Here is a 20029-nt window from a genome sequence, read left to right as displayed (position 1 = left end):
AGGCAAACAAGAACCCGCTGTTTAAGCGGGTTTTTTTATTGGGTCAGCAGTGTACCCACACCACGAAATATCAGCATGGCGTTTTCCACCACATCATCGACTGGTTTTTTGCAGCCGTCCATGCTCCAGCGGGCGGCCATGTAAAGCACCGACCCCACCAAACCCGAAGCCAACAGGGTTGAATCCAGCCCAGCCACCGCGCCGTCCTTGCGCTGCTCAATCAGCGGCTTGGCCAAGGTTTCCAGCATTTCAACAAAACTGTACAAGGTTTTCAGACTCAATTCTTCAAGGTGGCGATTCACAGTCAGCACTTCCACCAGCAAAATGCGTGCGGCCTGCGGGCTGTCTTTGAACTGGGTGAAGAACACGGTTAAGCCAGTGCGTGTTGCCAACTCCAGGTTGTCTTCATCCATATTCAGCAACACATGTTGCAGCTTCTCGCGCAACGTGTCGGTGATGTGCAGGTAGCAGGCCGTGAACAGCGCTTCCGCGTTGCTGAAGCTTTCGTAAAAATAGCGTTCAGTCAGCCCGGCTTCCTGGCACAAACCCTTCACCGTGGCGGCGTGGTAGCCGGTGGAACCAAAAATCTTGATGCCAGCCTCGATCAATTTTAAACGGCGCTCGGCCTTGCGGGTTTCATTGGACACCCCGCGGTATCGCCGCCCTGCGGCCTTGGCAATTTGCTCCGGTGCTTTCGCATTCATAATTGGAATAGATACTCAAAAAATAGGCATTGACAGTATGCAGGGTCAACATTAAATTGACAACCACGATTGTCAAATTACAGCGCAAGGCACAACCCCGATTGTGCCGCCAAAATCACGGAACGGAGACCAACACATGAAATCATTCAACGGCAAAGTGGCCGCAATCACTGGTGCAGCTTCTGGCATGGGCCGCACGCTGGCCCTTCAACTGGCCAAAGAAGGCTGCAATGTGTCCATTTCAGATGTTGACACCAAAGGCTTGGCTGAAACCGTAAAGCTGGTGAAAGCAGCGGCGCCCAATGTGAAGGTCACCAGCCAGCAACTGGATGTCTCCAACCGCGACGCCATGTACGCCTGGGCCGACCAAACCGCCAAAGACCACGGCAAAGTGAACCTGATTTTTAACAACGCAGGTGTGGCCTATGCAACCCCGGTTGAACACATCGACTACGACAAATTCGAATGGATTATGGGCATTAACTTCTGGGGCGTGGTGTATGGCACCAAGGCATTCTTGCCGCACCTGAAGGCATCTGGTGAAGGCCACATCATCAACACGTCCAGCGTGTTTGGTCTCTGTGCACAGCCCACACAAAGCACTTACAACTCCACCAAATTCGCGGTACGCGGTTTCACCGAAAGCCTGCGCCAGGAACTGGACATGATGAATTGCGGCGTATCTGCAACCAGCGTTCACCCCGGTGGCATTAAAACTGCGATTGCGCGCAAAAGCGTTACCTCGCCTGAAATTGAAGAATTCACTGGCGCAGACCCTGAAAGCGGCAAGGAGTTTTTCGAGAAAATGTTCATCACCAGCGCTGAAAAGGCTGCCGACATTATTCTGAAAGCCGTGAAGAAAGACAAACGCCGTGTGCTGGTTGGCCCGGACGCTGTGGCCATTGACACCATGGTGCGCACACTACCCGAACTGTACCAAACCATTATCGTTGGCCAAATGAAGAAAATGCGCGACAAACAGATTGCGCGCAAAAAGCGCAAAGCGGCCGAAAAGCAAACCCAAAGCGCCTAAGTTGGCTTTTGGACTTTGAATGCAAAACGCGGTTAGTCTTAGGACTGCCGCGTTTTTTTATGAAGGATTGAATTTGGAACAGAAAACCCTGTTGTTGGTCGGAGCCACTGGCGTGGTGGGCCAAAGCGTATTGGCACAGGCACTTGCGCACCCACAAGTTGGCAAGGTGGTAGCACTTACCCGCAAACCCATTGCCCTGCACCCGAAATTGTTGAACCAGGTGATCGACTTCAATGCCATTCCGGAAGAAGCACCATGGTGGCAGGCAGATGCCCTGGTGTGCACGCTGGGCACCACCATCAAAGTGGCCAAAACAGCAGAACAATTTCGCTTCGTGGACTACACACTGGTTTCGGAATTCGCCGCACTGGCTGCACAAAACAGCGTGCCATGCTTTGTTTTGAATTCCGCCATGATGGCCAGCCCCAAGGCGAAAGGTCTGTACCTGCGCACCAAGGGAGAAGCTGAACATGCAGTGAAAAATGCAGGCATTCACAGCGTGGTGATTGCGCGCCCCGGCTTGCTGGATGGCGACCGCGAAGAATTCCGCTTGGGCGAAGAGATTGGTTTAATTGCCAGCCGCCTGATTAACCCGTTACTGCCCAAGCGATTGCGCAGTGTGAAAGTGGAAAAGCTTGCCCATGTGATGCTGGAAGAAGCCCTGAAAGCGGAACCAGGCGTGAAGGTGTTGGAGTCTGAAAGTTTTCAGTGAGCCAGCCCGGCCCTGTAGGGCCTGCGTTCGCGGGTTATGATGTAACAACCCAATTAACCAGTTCAGCCATGGCCATTATTTTACTGATCGACGACGCCAACACCATTCGCAATGTGTGTGCGCAAATTCTGAAACAAGCCGGGCACGTGGTGCGCACAGCACCCACAGCACAAGCGGGTATCCAATCCATTGTTGAGCAAGGCGTACCCGATTTGATCATCACCGACATTGACATGCCAGGCATGGACGGGCTGGAACTGTGTGACCGAATCCGAAAAACCGGGGCAACGCTGCCCATCGTGGTGATCACATCGTATTCAGACAAAGAAATGATTCAAAAAGGAAAACAGCTGAATTTGGCGGGTTGGTTATTAAAACCAGTGACTCCCGACGCTTTGATTCAAAAGGTGAATTCAGCACTGGCGAATCGCTAGGTCAATTTCCAATCTCAGTTTCCAATTTTGGTAAGCAACCCCTTCAAAGCACTTAAACGGTCTTTCGGACTCATCTTGGGTGTGTCGTCAGGCAAGTCTTTGTCAGTTTCCAGTTGAAGCTCCTTGATAAACCGGGACGGAAAACAACTCACCAACTCGCGTGCTTTTTTGCGTTTTCTGCACCATGTAATGTTCAAACTGCGCTGTGCGCGGGTTACGCCCACATACATCAGGCGGCGCTCTTCTTCCAGCCTGTCGTCGGTCAGTTCGCGGCCTTCACCGTCGCCAAAACTGGGCAATATGCTTTCTTCACAACCAATCAAAAACACATGCGGAAATTCCAGCCCCTTGGCTGCATGCAGGGTACTTAGCTGAACCGCATCCGGCCGTGTGCCGTCGTCCTGCCTGTCCAGCATCGTCATCAAGGCGACCTTTTGCGTCAGGTCCAAAAGGGTTGAGCCTTCTTCATCGCCCTTGTCGCCCATCCACTTCACAAAGTCGAGCACGTTCTGCCATTTGCTTTGCGCACCGCGCTCGTCTTGCTGCTCGTACAGCCATTCTTCGTACTTGATGGTGGCCAGTAATTCGTTCAGCAAATCGCGGGCAGGCTCGCGCTGTGCGCGGTATTCCAGCTTGTTGATGAAGGTGCCAAAAGTGCGAAGTGCGTCCACCATGCCAGCATTCAAATGGCTTTCCGCACCCGTCTCGAAAATTGCTTCAAACAATGAAACCCCGCGCGTGCCCGCGTAAGTGCCCAAGGCCTCCAGCGTTTTTTGACCAATGCCCCGCTTGGGCGTGGTCACGGCGCGAATGAATGCGGGGTCGTCATCAGAATTCACCAGCAAGCGCAAATAAGCGATCACGTCTTTGATTTCGGCACGTTCAAAAAAGCTCTGCCCGCCACTCAAAATGTACGGAATCTTCTGGCGGCGCAAGGCCTGTTCCAGAATGCGCGCCTGAAAGTTGCCACGGTACAGCACCGCATAGTCTCCATACTTGGCACGGCGTTCGAAGCGGTGGCCGCTCAACATCATGGCCACCTGTTCAGCCTCGTGTTCATCGTCGGCCATTGGGCTGATCACGATGGGCTCACCCGGGCCATGTTCGCTCCACAGGGTTTTCGGAAACAGCTTGGGGTTGTTCTCGATGAGCCGGTTCGCAGCCTGCAAAATTCGCAAGGTGGACCGGTAGTTTTGCTCCAGCTTGATCACCTTCAGTTGCGGGTAATCCTCGGTCAGCTGCCGCAGGTTTTCAATGGTGGCACCCCGCCAGGCGTAAATGGCTTGGTCGTCATCGCCCACTGCCGTGAACATGGCGCGCGGGCCAGCGATTAAACGCAGCAAATCATACTGGCAGGCATTGGTGTCTTGCACCTCATCGACCAGCAGGTATCGCAGGCGGTTTTGCCAGCGGCTGCGCACTTCATCATTGCTGGCCAACAGGCGGGTGGGCTTCAAGATCAGGTCATCAAAATCCACAGCCTGGTATGCGGCCAAAGTGGCTTCGTAACTTTTGTAGAGGCGTGCAATTTGCCCTTCGTCCTCGCTGGTGGCCTGCGCCAGCGCGGTGTCGGGGTCAACAAGGCCGTTTTTCCAGAGGGATATAACGCTTTGCGCCTTGCGAATAAGTTGCTTGTCGGTGGTGCCATACAACTGCTGCACCAAGCCATAGGTGTCGGTTGAATCCAGAATCGAGAAGCGCGCCTTCAGCCCGGCATGCTTGTGTTCTTCCCGCAGAATTCGAATGCCCAGGCTGTGAAAGGTACACACCAACAGGCCTTTGCCTTCCTTGCCATGCAGCAACTTGGCCGCGCGTTCTTCCATTTCCTTGGCGGCCTTGTTGGTGAAGGTAACCGCTGCAATATTCTTGGCGCTCACGCCCTTGTTTTGAATCAGATGCGCGATTTTTTGGGTAATAACGCGTGTTTTGCCCGACCCTGCGCCTGCCAATACCAGGCACGGGCCATCGACATACACAACTGCTTCGCTTTGGGCTTTGTTCAGGCCTACAGACATACCGGGGGGCAACTCCAGGGGAAGGCATTAATGTACCAGAGGGCAATTACAAATCGACCGGGTCCACTTCCAAAAACCAGCGCACACTGCCGGGTAACTCGTGCAACTGCGCCAGCCACTGCGTTAAAAAACGGTGCAAGGCAGGCCGAGATTCGCTTTCAATCAGCATTTGCGCGCGTTCAATACCACCCACCCGCACCACGGTCAGGGGCACAGGGTCGCACATGAATACCGGGTTGTCAGCGTCCACCAAGGGTTCACCCAGCTCCCTCGCTGTGCTCAGGAACTGCAGGCAGTTGGCCAGCTTTTTGTGATCGGCACGAATGGTGGCCTGGTGCGAAAACGGGGGCATGCGCGCATCTTTGCGGGCCTGCATTTCATGGCTGACAAAGTGTTCGTAATCATGCGCTTTTAAAGCATCAAACAAAGGGTGCTGCGGGTAGCGGGTTTGCACCACCATGCGGGCGTCCCCCGCGCGGCGCCCAGCCCGGCCCGCCACCTGCATCAGCTGGGCAAACAAGCGTTCAGGCGCGCGGTAGGCGTGCGAATACAGAGAGGCGTCTACATTCAAGGCAAGCACCAGTGCCACATTCGCAAAGTCGTGGCCCTTGGCAATCATCTGCGTACCCACCAGCACATCGGCTTCGCCACTGTGGGCCTGTTGAAGCAAAGCCTCCATCTGCCCCTTGTTGCGGGTGCTGTCGGCATCTATTCGCAAAATATTCGCTGTGGGCAACAAGCCACCCAGTGTTTCTTCAATGCGTTGCGTGCCCCGGCCAAAACCCGTCAGGTCCTGGTTGCCACAGGTGGGGCAATGCGTGGGCACGCGCTGGCCCGCGCCACAGTGGTGGCAGCGCAGCATGCGTTCATTTTTGTGCCACACCATGTGGGCTGTGCAGTGGTCGCAGTTGGCCACCCAACCACACGCGTTGCACACCATTTGCGGTGCATAGCCACGGCGGTTCAAGAACACAATGCTTTGCTTGCCTGCCTCGAAGTTTTGCACCAAGGCTTGCATGGCTGGCTCGCTTAAACCTTCCTTGGCCGGAAAGTTGGCGGTGTTGATCAATTCCACTTTTGGCAAGCTTGCACCCAGTACTGCCCGATTCTTCAAGGCAAGGCGCTTGTAAGCCCCTGTGTCGGCTTTCAACCAGCTTTCCAGTGCAGGGGTGGCTGAACCCAATACGATGGGCACCTCGCGCTGTTTGGCCAGCATCAGCGCCAAATCGCGGGCATGGTAACGCATGCCGTCTTGCTGCTTGTACGAGGGGTCATGTTCTTCGTCCACCACAATCATGCCCAAACGCGGCAAGGGGGTTAGCACACCCAAGCGCGTGGCAATAATTACATCGGCTGCACCTGTGGCGGCTTCAAACCAGGCTTTGGTTCGGGTCAGTTCGGCCAGATTGCTGTGCATCACCACCACGCGGTGGGGTGCCAACCGTTCTTTGTACAAAGCCTGTGCGGCTGGGGTCAGGTTAATTTCTGGCAGCAACACCAACACTTGCTCACCGCACTTCAGGCGTTCTTCCACCGTGTGCAAATACACCTCGGTTTTACCGCTGCCGGTTACGCCGTACAGCAAAAAAGGCTGAAAACCTTTTGCGCTGGAAAACTGGGCCACAGCCGCCAGTTGCTCGGCGTTCAAAACCGGTTTCTCAAGTTTATCGACTTTGATCTTGCTGACCTTACTCACAGCGTCAGGATTGTTGCGCTCGGCCAGCAGTTTCATGGCGTGCTCTTTCGACTTGCCCACCATCACGGGTTCTTCACCCCGGGCATTCAACACACGCAAAGCTTTTGGCAAGGACTCCAAAGCAATCATGCCCAATGGGTGGTGGTAGTACTTGGCCGCGAATTCGATCAAGGCCTGCCACTCGGGGCTTAGGCACTCGCCTTCATCAAGAACCGCGTGCACGGCCTTGATGTTGTCAGCCATTTGCTGATCAGGTGCCACCCCTTGAACCAGGCCTATTCGGTGCTGCCGCCCCCATGGCACAATCACTCGCATCCCAAACTGGGGCGTGGTGGCGCACAACCATTGATAGGTAAAAGATTTGGGAAGCGGTGCAGCAACAAGCACGCTTACTAGCAAAAAGGGCGTGGTGTCAGGTGCGCTTGGTGTGTCTTGACTTGGATCTGTCTTCACAGCTTACTTTAAGTTTGTGGACTAGCTGGCTTGAATTAAACGGAATACAAAATCCTGAGCAGCAAATGTGGATAACTTTGTGGACATCCGTGGATTATTACCGGGCCTGCCGTACATGATGAAGTTCATCCTGTAAAGTACAAATTGTACAAAATTATATTTTATTCAATAAAAACAATTACTTAAAGACCCGTTCTTACTTTCGGAAGATCGTGCAATGCAAAAAAAATTTGGCGCAACACTGCGCCAAAAATGTGCATAAGTCCAAGTTTTTACTGCCTTTGTTTGCGGCTATAGGCGTGTACAGCATTCACCATCACTTCCACACTGTCCGGATTGGTGAACTGAGATATGCCATGCCCCAGGTTAAACACATGCCCCGCACCAGCCTGTGGCACACCAAAACTTTCCAATGCCTTGGCCACCTCGGCTTCAATTTGTGCGGGTTCTGCGAACAGCACGTTGGGGTCCAGGTTGCCCTGAATGGCGCAACGGTCGCCCACACGGGCGCGGGCCTGGCCCAAATTCACTGTCCAGTCCACACCCATTGCAGTGGCGCCTGAAGACGCAATGTCTTCAAGCCACAAGCCACCACCTTTGGTAAACACAATTGAAGGAATATCTTCAACAAAGCTTCCGCGGTTGGCTTGCAAGGGCAAGCTGGCCACAATTTTCTTGATGTAATTCAAACTGAACTTCTGAAATGCGCCATCGGCCAGGGCACCGCCCCAGCTGTCGAAAATCATGACTGCCTGTGCGCCTGCGTCTATCTGGGCGCGCAAGTATTGGCTCACCGCCTCGGTGGTCACTTCCAGAATACGGTGCATCAGGTCGGGGCGCTGGTACAACATGGTTTTCACTTTGCGGAAATCGCTGCTGCCGCCACCTTCCACCATGTAGCAGGCCAAAGTCCATGGGCTGCCAGAAAAACCAATTAGCGGCACCTTGCCGCCCAACGCGCCACGAATGGTGCTGACTGCGTCGGTCACATATTTAAGGCTGGTGCCAATGTCGGGCACTGCCAGCTTGGCCACATCCTCTTCGGTGACCAAAGGCCGCTCAAACTTCGGGCCTTCACCTTCAGAAAAATACAAGCCCAAGCCCATGGCATCGGGCACAGTCAAAATGTCTGAAAACAAAATGGCCGCGTCCAGATCAAAACGTTCCAATGGCTGCAGTGTTACTTCACAAGCGGCCTCCGGGTTGGTACACAAGCCCATGAAGTTACCCGCCTTGGCACGTGTGGCCCGGTATTCAGGCAGGTAACGGCCTGCTTGGCGCATTAGCCACACTGGCGTGTATTCCGTGGGCTCGCGGCGCAGGGCGCGCAGAAAGGTGTCGTTTTTGACGGGCTGAAAACTGCTCATGGTCATGGGTACTTTTTAATTGATGCGAAACAAAATTAATTCAAGCGAGAAACAAACGCTGGTGTTCGGTTTTCAAACAGCGGTCCATCACAAAAGGCAAACCCGCCGCGCGTGCTTTGGCTTCCACCAGGTCATTCCGAATGCCCTGCTGCAACCACACGGCGCCAGCGCCGATATTCATGGCTTGTGCAAGGACATCGGGCGTGTGCTCTGCCCGGCGAAACACATCCACCAAATCAACCTTCAAACCGGTTTCTTCAACTGCGGTTTTCAAGTCGGGGTAACAGGTTTCACCCAGCAAGCCGCTGGGGCGCCCCTGCAAGGCAGGGTTGATTGGCAAAATTCGATAACCTTGTGATTGCAAATACTTCGCCACAAAAAAACTGGGCTTGTGGGCTTGCGATGAAAAACCAACCACTGCAATGGTTTTGGCATTCGTCAGCAATTGCTTCAGTTCAGCGTCTTGCATGCACAATCTTCCAGCGGTCGCCCGCCTAAGCTCAAGGTTTGAAGGCTTCCATTGTGCCTGAAAAACCGCTGCTTCGGATCCAGCCAAGGCCATCCCGGGTGGTGGTCTTGGGTCGGTATTCGCATCCAATGTGACCTGAGTAGCTTAAGGTATGGGTATGCAATTGCTGCCACACTTGCTGGTAATTCAAACCCGCACCGTGCAATGCTGGTTCATCGCGATTGGGCACACCTGCAATTTGCAAGTGCTTCACGCGCCCGGTGGGAAGGTACTGCGCCAGCGCGGCCACCGCATCACCTTCCACCTTCTGGCAATGGTACAAATCCATTTGAACGCCCAGGTTGGGCTTGTTGAGCCGTTTGATGATGTTGTGCGCAGCGGCCTGCTCAGCAAGCAGATAGCCCGGTACATCGCCCCGGTTAATGGGTTCGATCAACCAGTCAATTGGCAAGGCACTCATGGTGTCGGCCAACCAATTCAGGTTGTCTTCATAGCAGGCCAAGGCATTTGCAAGTGCATCAGTGCAATTTAAGTCGACTACGCCAGCCAACACATGCACCTTTTTCACACCCAGTGTTTGTGCGTAACGGGCTGCCTGTTCCACTGCATGTCTAAATTCGTTCCGCCTGGCTGGGTTTGCTGCCAAGCCGCGGTCGCCTTGCGCCCAATTGCCCGCTGGCGCATTGATCAACACCCACTCAACGCCTGCAACTTCAGCTTTTTCACGCAACAGTTCAGCCGGGTGTTCATAAGGGAACATGCACTCGGCATATTTAAAGCCGTCTTGAGCACAGGCTTGCAAGCGTTCCGGAAAGTCATACTCGGTGTACAGCCAGCTCAGGTTGGCGGCCAGCTTCATACTTCAAACACCAAATTTGGATTGAAAAACGGGTTTTCAAACACCTGCGGTGTGACTTGCACCTGCCCGCGCTCCATTTTGCGGGCCTTGCCTTTTTTACGCACATAGCCACGCGGGTTCACCAACACGCGGGTTTGCCCGCCATTTTGGTGAACGGTGTAATCGAAGGAATCGTGCATGTGCCCATGCACCCACACATCGGCCTTGCCCATCATGCGGCTAAGGTCAGAAACAAATGCAGCATTGATCGGGCTTAAATTAAACCGGGCATGAATGCTTTGCGGGTGCGGCGCGTGGTGCGTCACCACGACTGTTTTTCCATCGAAGGGTGCGGCCAATGCGGATTCAAGCCAGTCGATGTTTTGGTGATGCAGATCGATACCCATGCTGGGCGAAAATTGATTGCCCCGCATGCGTATCAATTTGTAATCGGGCAGAAACGCTTTGGCCACCAGTTCTGCACCAAAACGCCAACCGGGTTGAATGTTGAAATCTGTCCAAAGTGTGCAACCTAGAAAACGAACGCCTTCAATCACCACACTGGTTCGTTGCAGGTAGTTCAAACTTTTGCGGGCGGCAATATTGAACAAATGATCATCAAGAATTTCAATGTCGTGGTGGTAATACTCGTGATTGCCCGCCACGTAAATGTGCTTATGTTCACCTAGGTCGGCCAGTGCTTCCAGCCCTTTTGTGCCTTGGTGAATGTCGCCGGCAAGAATCATCAAGTCCACGCCTTCTGCCGGGCGCGGCACTGCCGCCAAGGCCGGGAAATTGCGCAGGGTCTCTAGATGCAGGTCAGAATACAAAGCGATTTTCATGCTTTCATTCTAACCTGTACCGGGAATTAATTTGCCTTACACACCCTCGGTGCGTAGTGCTTCGCCCATTTGTTCAATACAGCGCAGCACATGGTCTTCCAGAATCTGGCAGCTAATGTGTCGCCAATCCAGACGGTTGATGAAAATCAGCTTGTCTGTTTTCTCATTGATTGCAAACCAAGTTGGAATGGGTGTGGATGATCCCATTTCACGATTGGCTTGCAACACCTTTTTCGCGGCCGCCAAATTGTCGACATGAAAGTTGCGCAACTCGATGTGAATATCCACCCAATGCACACCTTCCATTTCACCTTCAAGCAGCGCAACAGGTTGGTCATTGAAAAAGAAAACCGGGCCAGTGGGGCCGCGTTCACTTGGACGTGAACGGCTAAGGTCTGTGAGTAGATCGTTGAATTTGGTGTACATAAAGTGGCTCCCTGATAGCCCTTTATGTCGCTGATTTGTGCGCGTAGTTCCAACTTACTTGGAAACACCTCCGTTCAAGTTGAAACTGCCAAGAAAAAAGCCACGATTTTCACCGTGGCTTCTCTCTGGTTTTTACACCGGGTAATACTTAGCGTACTTTTCTCAAGCGCTTGATGGCTTGCAACTGCGCAATCGCGGAAGCCAATTCAGCCTGTGCCTGAGCATAGTCAATGTCTGCACTGCGATTGGCCAATGCTTCTTCAGCCAAACGTTTGGCTTCCGTTGCTTTGGCTTCATCCAGGTCAGTGCCACGAAGGGCCGTGTCTGCCAGAACAGTGACTGAGTTGGGTTGTACTTCCAACACACCACCATTTACAAACACCACTTCTTCCTCGGCCTGACCTGCAATCTTGATGCGAACTGTACCGGGCTTAATGCGTGTAATCAGCGGGGTGTGGCGTGGGTAAATACCCAGCTCACCCTGCTCTCCGGGCAAAGCAACAAACTCTGCTTCACCTTCGAAGATTGATTCTTCTGCACTCACCACGTCCACGCGGATTGTCGACATACTCATTTCCTTTGTGATGGGTGCCGGCTTGGGCTTTCACCTGAACCGGCACACGACACAGCAATCGGATTACTGAATTTTCTTGGCTTTTTCAAAGGCTTCGTCAATGGTACCAACCATGTAGAAAGCCTGTTCCGGCAAGCTGTCACACTCACCGTTCACAATCATCTTGAAGCCGCGAATTGTTTCCTTCAGTGACACGTACTTGCCGGGCGAACCGGTAAACACTTCAGCCACTGTGAAAGGCTGTGACAGGAAGCGCTGGATTTTACGCGCGCGGGCCACGGCCAACTTGTCTTCTGGAGACAATTCGTCCATACCCAAAATCGCGATAATGTCGCGCAATTCCTTGTAGCGCTGCAATGTTTGCTGCACGCCACGGGCCACGTTGTAATGCTCTTCACCAATAATATTGGGGTCAACCTGACGTGATGTGGAATCCAGTGGATCCACCGCAGGGTAAATACCCAACGATGCGATGTCACGAGACAACACAACAGTGGCGTCCAAGTGGGCAAACGTTGTTGCTGGTGACGGGTCGGTCAAGTCATCCGCAGGCACGTAAACCGCTTGCACGGAGGTAATGGAGCCCTTCTTGGTCGAAGTAATGCGCTCTTGCAAGCGACCCATTTCTTCGGCCAGTGTAGGCTGGTAACCCACCGCTGAAGGCATACGACCCAGCAACGCAGACACTTCGGTACCGGCCAATGTAAAGCGGTAAATGTTGTCCACGAACAGCAGAACGTCACGGCCTTCGTCACGGAAGTATTCAGCCATGGTCAGGCCTGTCAACGCAACGCGCAGACGGTTGCCGGGAGGCTCGTTCATCTGACCATACACCAGTGCCACTTTGTCCAACACGTTGGAATCTTTCATCTCGTGGTAGAAGTCGTTACCCTCGCGAGTACGCTCACCCACACCGGCAAACACGGAATAACCACCGTGCTGCTTGGCGATGTTGTTGATCAATTCCATCATGTTCACGGTCTTGCCCACACCCGCACCACCAAACAAGCCCACCTTACCGCCTTTGGCGAACGGGCAGATCAAGTCGATCACCTTGATGCCTGTTTCCAGCAGTTCTGTCGAGGGTGACAGTTCTTCGAAAGCAGGTGCATCCTGGTGAATGGAACGTGTGGCCTCAGTGGTTACAGGACCCGCTTCATCGATTGGGCGACCCAATACGTCCATGATGCGGCCCAGTGTGCCTTGGCCCACAGGTACAGAAATCGGCTTGCCTGTGTTGTGCACAGCCATGCCACGGCGCAAGCCGTCTGATGCACCCAAACAGATGGTACGAACCACACCGTCACCCAGCTGCTGCTGAACTTCCAGTGTCAGTTCGGAACCTTCCATGGTTAGCGCGTCGTACACTTTCGGCATGCTGTTGCGTGAAAACTCAACGTCAATCACCGCGCCGATACACTGTACGATTTTTCCTTCGTTTGTCGCAGTACTCATCGTTATTCCCTTAATTCAAAATCGTTCCGAACTTCCGCTTACACAGCCGCTGCGCCGCCGACGATCTCTGCCAATTCTTTCGTAATGGCAGCCTGACGGGCTTTGTTGTAGGTAAGTTGCAGTTCACTGATCACATTCTTGGCGTTGTCTGACGCTGCCTTCATCGCAACCATACGTGCTGATTGTTCTGAAGCCATGTTCTCTGCCACAGCCTGATACACCAATGCTTCGATGTAACGCAGCAGCAAATCGTCAATTACGGCCTTCGCATCCGGCTCATAGATGTAGTCCCACGACGTGGAATCTTCATCGGCTTGCAGCCTTTCGCCACCCAAGGGCAGCAGTTGCTCAAACACAGCCTCTTGCTTCATGGTGTTTACAAACTTGGTGTATGCCAAATACACGGCATCCACTTCGCCTGCAACGTATGCATCAAGTTGAACCTTGATGGCACCGATCAGCGCTTCCAGGTTGGGCTTGTCACCAAGCCCAGTCACCTTGGAAGTGACCTCAACACCAATGCGGTTAAAGAAGCCTGCGCCCTTTGTACCGATTGCGGTTGCTCGTACTTTTGCACCCTTGCCGCCCAATTCCTGAAACTTGCTGGTCACCAAACGCAGAATGTTGGTGTTCAAGCCACCACACAGCCCTTTGTCAGTTGTCACAACAATCGCCGCAACGCTTTTGATTTCGGTGCGTTCCACCATGTATTCATGGCGGTATTCCGGGTTTGCTTTGGCCAGGTTGGCGCAAATATTCCGAACTTTGTCCGCATAGGGACGAGCCGAACGCATACGGTCCTGGGCTTTGCGCATTTTGGACGCAGCCACCATTTCCATCGCCTTCGTGATCTTTCGCGTGTTTTGCACGCTCTTGATCTTGGTCCGGATTTCCTTCATTCCTGACATCGTATTTCCTCCAATGACCGGGAAGGTGCAAGACCTTCCGAGTTATGCGGTGGGTACAATCAGATCGCTCTGATTAATACGCGCCAGTTTTCTTGAATGATTTCACGGCTTCGTGCAGCTTTGGCTCGTCGTCTTTCGACAACTCGTAAGTCTGCTCGATACGATCGATCAGGTCCTTGTGGCTTGTCTGCATGAACTGACGCAGAGAAACTTCGAAGGGCAGAACGTTCGCGACGTCAACATCATCCAGATAACCATTGTTGATTGCGAACAGGGCCAGTGCCATTTCCCATGTTTTCAATGGGGCGTACTGGGGCTGTTTCAGCAATTCAACTACACGGCGACCACGTTCCAGCTGGCGGCGGGTTGCTTCGTCAAGGTCGGAAGCAAACTGCGCAAACGCAGCCAATTCACGGTACTGGGCCAAGTCGGTACGAATACCGCCTGACAGCTTCTTGACCACCTTGGTTTGCGCTGCACCACCCACGCGAGACACGGAAATACCCGCGTTGATCGCTGGACGAATACCGGCGTTGAACAAGTCGGTTTCCAAGAAGATTTGACCGTCAGTAATCGAAATTACGTTGGTTGGAACGAATGCGGTTACGTCACCTGCTTGGGTTTCAATGATTGGCAGCGCGGTCAATGAACCGGTTTTGCCTTTCACTTCACCCTTGGTGAATTTTTCAACGTATTCAGCGTTCACGCGTGATGCACGCTCTAGCAAGCGGCTGTGAAGGTAGAACACGTCACCTGGGTACGCTTCGCGGCCGGGTGGGCGACGCAGCAACAGGGAAATTTGACGGTAAGCCACAGCTTGCTTGGACAGATCGTCGTACACGATCAGGGCGTCTTCACCGCGATCGCGGAAGTATTCGCCCATGGTGCAACCAGAGTAAGGAGCCAGGTATTGCATGGCTGCTGATTCTGATGCAGAAGCCACCACAACAATGGTGTATTCCAGCGCGCCGAACTCTTCAAGCTTGCGAACCACGTTCACGATGGAAGAGGCTTTTTGGCCAATTGCCACGTACACGCAAGTTACGCCAGTGCCTTTCTGGTTGATGATCGCATCGATCGCCACAGCTGTTTTACCAGTTTGACGGTCGCCAATGATCAATTCACGCTGGCCACGACCAACGGGAACCATGGCATCAATCGCTTTCACACCGGTTTGCAATGGCTGGTCGACTGATTTACGTTCAATAACACCGGGAGCCACTTTCTCGATCACGTCAGTCATCTTGGCGTTCACTGGGCCCTTGCCGTCAATCGGCACACCCAATGCATTCACCACGCGACCACGCAACTCAGGACCTACGGGCACTTCCAGAATGCGGCCGGTACACTTGACCATGTCGCCTTCAGAAATGTGTTCGTATGAACCCAAAATAACGACACCCACGGAATCACGTTCCAGGTTAAGTGCCAAACCAAAGGTGTTGCCTGGGAATTCCAGCATTTCACCTTGCATTACATCTGACAAACCATGAACGCGGCAGATACCGTCGCTCACGGACACTACAGTTCCTTGTGTCCGGATGTCGGCCGATGATCCGAGGCCTTCGATCCGGCTCTTGATCAGTTCACTGATCTCAGAGGGATTAATCTGCATATTGATTGCTCCAATTACGTTTGAGGGCCAAGTTAGGCTGTTAAAGCCGCCTTCATCGCGTTGAGTTTGCCGCGCACCGAACTATCCAAAATCTGGTCACCCACGGTGACGCAAACGCCACCAATCAATGATTCATCCACCTGAACAGTTACGTTCAATTTGGAACCAAATTTCTTTTCCAATGCGCCACGTACGTTTTGAACTTCAGCTTCAGACATTGGGAATGCAGAGGCGATGACCGCGTCGGCAGTACCTTCATGGCTGTTCTTCAATTCTTCGAACTGTCGAGCGATTTCTGGCAAGGCCAGCAAACGGCCATTTTCCACAAGCGCACTCAAAAAATTCGTTGCTTGCGCTTCCGCCGGTGTCTTGGTCAGTTCGGTAAACACTTTCAACACCTGCTCGTCAGTCAACTTGGGGTTGCTGACCAGCAATTTGATGTCGTCATTGCTTGCGACTGCCGACCACGACTCTAGCCAATCACTCCACTGATTCAGGTTTGAAGTTTTAGCAACTTCAAACGCGGCTTCAGCGTAAGGACGGGCGATGGTGGATAGTTCGACCATGTTTTGTTTCCTTAAGCGTTTGGCTTACAGCTCGGCTTTCAGTTGATTCAGCAAATCAGCGTGGGCCTGGGCGTTCACTTCCTTCTTCAGGATTTGCTCTGCGCCTTTCACCACGAGTGTTGCCAACTGATCGCGCAACTGGTCACGGGCACGTTGTGCTTCGTTTGCAGCTTCCGCTTCAGCCTGCGCAAGAATTCGCTTGCGCTCAACTTCGGCTTGTTGTTTTGCCTCTTCAATAATTTGCTGGGCACGCTTTTCAGCTTCTGCCAGACGCTGCTGATTTTCAGAACGGCTTACTGCCAATTCCTGTTCAGCTTTACGACCAGCTTCTGCCAAAGCCTGCTTACCACGTTCCGCAGCGGCCAGGCCGTCTGCGATTTTCTTTGCACGCTCATCGATGCTCTTGATCAGGGGTGGCCATACGAATTTCATCGTAAAGACCGCCAAGATAAAGAAAACGACGAGCTGAGCGAACAGCGTTGCGTTTAAGTTCACGGCATGTTTCCTCTAAAACGCACGAATTGGACTTAAAACATTCGTGCGGTGTTGTTCGAAGGAAGTGGCTGTAAATTAACCAACAAATGGGTTAGCAAACGCGAACATCATCGCGATACCAACACCGATCAGGAACGCAGCGTCGATCAAACCGGCCAAAACGAACATTTTTGTTTGCAGTTCGTTCATCAGTTCTGGTTGGCGTGCGGAAGCTTCCAGGTACTTACCACCCATGATCGCGATACCGATACAAGCGCCGATCGCGCCCAAACCAATGATAATGCCGCAAGCAAGAGCTACGAAAGCAACGTTAGTCATGACAACTCCTTAAATTTAAAAATGAAAAATTAAAAAACCAAAAAAACCAAAATCGATCAGTGGCCCTGATGTGCCTGGCCGATGTAGATCAAAGTCAACATCATGAAAATGAAGCCCTGAAGCAACACGATCAGAATGTGGAAGATTGCCCAAATTGTTCCGGCCAACACGTGGCCCAAGAAGGCAAAGGCACCACCCAAGGACAACGCAGCTGCGCCACCCAGCAAAGCGATCAGCATGAACACCAATTCGCCTGCATACATGTTGCCGAACAGTCGCATGCCCAAAGACACGGTTTTGGCGGCAAATTCAATCAGGTTCAATACAAAGTTGGGGATCCACAGAAGTGGGTTCGAGCCAAACGGCGCGCAGAACAATTCATGCACGAAGCCGCCAGCGCCCTTGATTTTCACCGAGTAATACAACATCAAGACCAACACACCCAGTGACATGCCCAGGGCACCGTTCAAATCGGCTGTGGCCACCACACGCATGTAGGGGTCGCCGGGGTTTTCAGCAAAACCAAGGTTGTACAACAGGTGACCCCACGACATTGGGATCAGGTCGACAGGCACCAAGTCGAAGGCATTCATGACCACGATCCAGAGGAACACGGTAAGAGCCAACGGTGCGATAAAACTGCGGTCGCCGTGAACAATCGCTTTGGATTGGTTCTCGACCATCTCGACCATCATTTCGACGAAGCCCTGAAAGCGGCCAGGTACGCCAGACGTGGCTTTGACAGCTGCTTTGCGAAGCATGAAGATTACAATTAGACCAGACAGGATGGAGAAAAACATCGTGTCAAGGTTGATCACTGAGAAATCGACGATAAAGCCTTGCTTATCGGTAGCGAAATGCTGCAAGTGATGGACGATGTACTCTGAGGGCGTGGGCCCATTCGGTGAAGATGCCATACTTATCTCAAGAAAAATGCCAAAAAATAGCTTTTGAGGGTGACGATCGCCGTGAGGATCAGGGACCACCAAACAATGTTCGGGTCAACCTGGCTCGCTACAAACATGATCGCGATTGTTGCGCCTACCTTCAGAAATTCTCCGGCCAAAAACACAAAGGTTCCGCCCATTGGGGTTTTGCTGCCCAAGGCCAACCGTGCTGCGAACAATGTGCTCGGCAAAGCGACGGCCACGAAACCCCATGCAGCAGACTGCGCGTGAATTGGGGACACCAACAACATGAGGAGGCACACTGCCACCCCGATGACCCATTGGAGCCCGACTATTATCCACATATTTGCTGCGCTGCCACATTTAACCTTAATTGGGTACGTATTTCCCGCAAGGCCCACGTGTATTTTGACAAACCGCCAGATTATAGGGGTTTGTACGGCCCCTAGTCAAACGAAAACGGCTTAATTTTCACACCGATTTGGTGCAGAAATCAAAGCTCGTCTTTGGGAAAGCCGATGCGCGCTAGCACACCGTCCAACTCGTCCAGATTATTGAATTTGATAGTAACACTGCCCTTGCCATTTGCATTGGCTTTTAATTGCACTGCGCTGGCCAGCCAGTCGGCCAAACTTTCTTCAAGGCGGCGAACGTCGGCGGTCTGCTTTGGTTTTGTACCTTGCCGATCAACATCACTGGCCCAATCGTTTACCAGTTTTTCGGTTTCACGAACGGACAAACGCTTGTTGACCACCTCGTTCGCGCAGGCGATTTGCTCAGCAGCGGTTAAAGCGAGCAAGGCACGGGCATGGCCCATTTCAACATCACCAGCCAGCAACATGGTTTGAACCGGGTCGGCAAGGTTCAACAAGCGCAACATATTGCTTGTTGCGCTGCGTGACCGGCCAATCGCGCGGGCTGCATCTTCATGCGTCAGGTTGAATTCCCGAATCAAACGCTGAACACCCAGGGCTTCTTCCAGCGGGTTGAGGTCTTCACGCTGAATGTTCTCAATCAGCGCCATGGCCAAAGCTGATTCATCGGGAACTGCACGCACCAGCACCGGCACTTCGGCCAAGCCTGCCAACTTGGAAGCCCGGAAGCGACGTTCACCTGCAATGATTTCATACTTTCCAGAACCAATTGGGCGAACCAGAATTGGCTGCATGATGCCCTGGCTTTTGATCGACTCAGCAAGCTCCATGAGCGAGCTTTCATCCATGCGGGAACGCGGTTGGTATTTACCGGCCTGCAGCTTGCCCAGCGGCAGAGTCATGACCTGCTCGCCCATGTCGCGGGTAGAGTCATCGCCCGATGGGCCCAACAGTGCTTCCAGGCCCCTTCCAAGGCCTTTGGTGCGTTTAATTGCGTTCATAGCTTCTTCTGGTAATTAAGTTTAGGCGGTAGCTTATGCAACAGTTTAGGCAGCAATCGGCAAGCCCAGGCGTTCTACCATTTCATTGGCGAAGTCCAGGTAGGCCTTGGCCCCTTTGCTGGACTTGTCGAATAGCACACCGGGCACGCCATAACTGGGTGCCTCAGCCAACCGCACATTGCGCGGAATAATTGTTTTGAACACCTTGCTGCCAAAATGCTTTTCGAGCTGGGCGGAAACTTGCTGCGCCAGGGTCATGCGCGGGTCGTACATCACACGAAGCAAACCAATGATGGTCAGGTTCGGGTTCAGGTTCTTGCACACCTGTTTGATGGTGTTGACCAAATCGCTTAAACCTTCGAGTGCATAGTATTCGCACTGCATGGGAATAACCACGCCGTTGGCGCAACACAGAGCATTTAGGGTCAGCAGTGAAAGCGCGGGTGGGCAATCGATCAAAATAAAATCATACTGGCTGTCGACTTCTTGAATCGCCTCGCGCAGTTTGATTTCACGGTCCTCGAATTCCACCATTTCAACTTCGGCACCGGCCAACTCTCGATTGGCTGCCAGTACATCGAACTCGCCTTCTGCACGCACGGTGGCTTCGGCAACACCTACCATACCCACCAACACTTGGTACACGGTGTGCTTTACGCTGCGCTTGTCGATACCGCAACCCATGGTGGCATTGCCTTGCGGATCAAGATCGACCAGCAACACACGCTGTTTGGCCAAGGCCAGACCCGCCGCCAAATTCACCGCCGTGGTGGTTTTTCCCACGCCACCTTTCTGGTTGGCAATGCAGAAAACTTTCGCCATCTTC

The 20029-nt window shown here is 53.0% G+C and carries 22 protein-coding genes; 3 read left to right on the top strand and 19 right to left on the bottom strand.

What is annotated here, in order from left to right:
• Positions 1–35: 35 nt before the first annotated feature.
• Positions 36–704 (bottom strand): TetR/AcrR family transcriptional regulator, encoded by a 669-nt coding sequence (locus NSP04_RS12125; protein WP_257512611.1) that lies wholly within the window; start codon positions 702–704, stop codon positions 36–38.
• A 136-nt stretch (positions 705–840) separates the two neighbouring features.
• Between NSP04_RS12125 and NSP04_RS12120 the strand changes: the two genes are divergently transcribed.
• From NSP04_RS12120 to NSP04_RS12110, 3 genes are read left to right on the top strand one after another with little or no spacing between them, the layout of a single operon-like run.
• On the top strand, positions 841–1737 hold the full coding sequence (locus tag NSP04_RS12120) for an SDR family NAD(P)-dependent oxidoreductase (RefSeq protein WP_257512610.1): 897 nt from the start codon (positions 841–843) through the stop codon (positions 1735–1737).
• 19 nt (positions 1738–1756) lie between these two features.
• A complete protein-coding gene (locus tag NSP04_RS12115; protein ID WP_257512609.1) occupies positions 1757–2449 on the top strand; it encodes an NAD(P)H-binding protein in 693 nt (230 codons plus the stop codon).
• Positions 2446–2883 (top strand): response regulator, encoded by a 438-nt coding sequence (locus NSP04_RS12110; RefSeq protein ID WP_257512608.1) that lies wholly within the window; start codon positions 2446–2448, stop codon positions 2881–2883. The genes NSP04_RS12115 and NSP04_RS12110 overlap by 4 nt, the downstream gene beginning before the upstream one ends.
• A gap of 14 nt (positions 2884–2897) precedes the next feature.
• On the opposite strand, the gene NSP04_RS12105 is transcribed toward NSP04_RS12110, so the two are convergent.
• The 18 genes from NSP04_RS12105 to NSP04_RS12020 form a co-directional block, all read right to left on the bottom strand.
• On the bottom strand, positions 2898–4898 hold the full coding sequence (locus tag NSP04_RS12105; RefSeq protein WP_257512607.1) for a UvrD-helicase domain-containing protein: 2001 nt from the start codon (positions 4896–4898) through the stop codon (positions 2898–2900).
• A gap of 46 nt (positions 4899–4944) precedes the next feature.
• On the bottom strand, positions 4945–7047 hold the full coding sequence (locus tag NSP04_RS12100) for a primosomal protein N' (RefSeq protein ID WP_257512606.1): 2103 nt from the start codon (positions 7045–7047) through the stop codon (positions 4945–4947).
• A gap of 272 nt (positions 7048–7319) precedes the next feature.
• Complete coding sequence (gene hemE / locus NSP04_RS12095; protein WP_257512707.1) at positions 7320–8414, bottom strand: uroporphyrinogen decarboxylase; 1095 nt, start codon at positions 8412–8414, stop codon at positions 7320–7322.
• Positions 8415–8454: 40 nt separating this feature from the next.
• The gene (locus NSP04_RS12090; RefSeq protein ID WP_257512605.1) at positions 8455–8883 is read right to left on the bottom strand and encodes a CoA-binding protein; all 429 of its coding nucleotides are present in this window, start codon (positions 8881–8883) and stop codon (positions 8455–8457) included.
• A gap of 31 nt (positions 8884–8914) precedes the next feature.
• Positions 8915–9742, bottom strand: a complete 828-nt coding sequence (locus tag NSP04_RS12085) for a hydroxypyruvate isomerase family protein (protein WP_257512604.1) — start codon at positions 9740–9742, stop codon at positions 8915–8917.
• Positions 9739–10563, bottom strand: a complete 825-nt coding sequence (locus NSP04_RS12080; RefSeq protein WP_257512603.1) for a metallophosphoesterase — start codon at positions 10561–10563, stop codon at positions 9739–9741. The genes NSP04_RS12085 and NSP04_RS12080 overlap by 4 nt, the downstream gene beginning before the upstream one ends.
• A gap of 36 nt (positions 10564–10599) precedes the next feature.
• Positions 10600–10989, bottom strand: a complete 390-nt coding sequence (locus NSP04_RS12075) for a hypothetical protein (protein WP_257512602.1) — start codon at positions 10987–10989, stop codon at positions 10600–10602.
• 148 nt (positions 10990–11137) lie between these two features.
• Positions 11138–11557: a F0F1 ATP synthase subunit epsilon gene (locus NSP04_RS12070; protein ID WP_257512601.1), complete on the bottom strand. Its 420-nt coding sequence runs from the start codon at positions 11555–11557 to the stop codon at positions 11138–11140.
• A 69-nt stretch (positions 11558–11626) separates the two neighbouring features.
• Entirely contained in the window at positions 11627–13018 is a 1392-nt protein-coding gene (gene atpD / locus NSP04_RS12065; protein ID WP_257512600.1) for a F0F1 ATP synthase subunit beta, read from the bottom strand.
• Positions 13019–13056: 38 nt separating this feature from the next.
• Entirely contained in the window at positions 13057–13926 is an 870-nt protein-coding gene (gene atpG / locus NSP04_RS12060) for a F0F1 ATP synthase subunit gamma (protein WP_257512599.1), read from the bottom strand.
• Positions 13927–13999: 73 nt separating this feature from the next.
• Positions 14000–15541 carry a F0F1 ATP synthase subunit alpha gene (gene atpA / locus NSP04_RS12055; RefSeq protein WP_257512598.1) on the bottom strand — a complete coding sequence of 514 codons (1542 nt, stop codon included), beginning with the start codon at positions 15539–15541 and terminating at the stop codon, positions 14000–14002.
• Between the two features lie 32 nt (positions 15542–15573).
• Positions 15574–16107: a F0F1 ATP synthase subunit delta gene (locus NSP04_RS12050; RefSeq protein ID WP_257512597.1), complete on the bottom strand. Its 534-nt coding sequence runs from the start codon at positions 16105–16107 to the stop codon at positions 15574–15576.
• 24 nt (positions 16108–16131) lie between these two features.
• Positions 16132–16602: a F0F1 ATP synthase subunit B gene (locus NSP04_RS12045; protein WP_105027747.1), complete on the bottom strand. Its 471-nt coding sequence runs from the start codon at positions 16600–16602 to the stop codon at positions 16132–16134.
• A gap of 75 nt (positions 16603–16677) precedes the next feature.
• Complete coding sequence (atpE, locus tag NSP04_RS12040) at positions 16678–16920, bottom strand: F0F1 ATP synthase subunit C (protein ID WP_008247085.1); 243 nt, start codon at positions 16918–16920, stop codon at positions 16678–16680.
• A 56-nt stretch (positions 16921–16976) separates the two neighbouring features.
• Entirely contained in the window at positions 16977–17837 is an 861-nt protein-coding gene (atpB, locus tag NSP04_RS12035; RefSeq protein WP_257512596.1) for a F0F1 ATP synthase subunit A, read from the bottom strand.
• Positions 17838–17839: 2 nt separating this feature from the next.
• Complete coding sequence (locus NSP04_RS12030; RefSeq protein ID WP_257512706.1) at positions 17840–18172, bottom strand: ATP synthase subunit I; 333 nt, start codon at positions 18170–18172, stop codon at positions 17840–17842.
• 149 nt (positions 18173–18321) lie between these two features.
• Entirely contained in the window at positions 18322–19203 is an 882-nt protein-coding gene (locus tag NSP04_RS12025; RefSeq protein ID WP_257512595.1) for a ParB/RepB/Spo0J family partition protein, read from the bottom strand.
• A 45-nt stretch (positions 19204–19248) separates the two neighbouring features.
• Positions 19249–20025: a ParA family protein gene (locus NSP04_RS12020; RefSeq protein ID WP_257512594.1), complete on the bottom strand. Its 777-nt coding sequence runs from the start codon at positions 20023–20025 to the stop codon at positions 19249–19251.
• Positions 20026–20029 lie beyond the last annotated feature (4 nt).

It is taken from the genome of Limnobacter parvus (assembly GCF_024623725.1).
Taxonomy (GTDB): domain Bacteria; phylum Pseudomonadota; class Gammaproteobacteria; order Burkholderiales; family Burkholderiaceae_B; genus Limnobacter; species Limnobacter parvus.
This window is presented reverse-complemented; position numbering and strand designations above follow the sequence as displayed.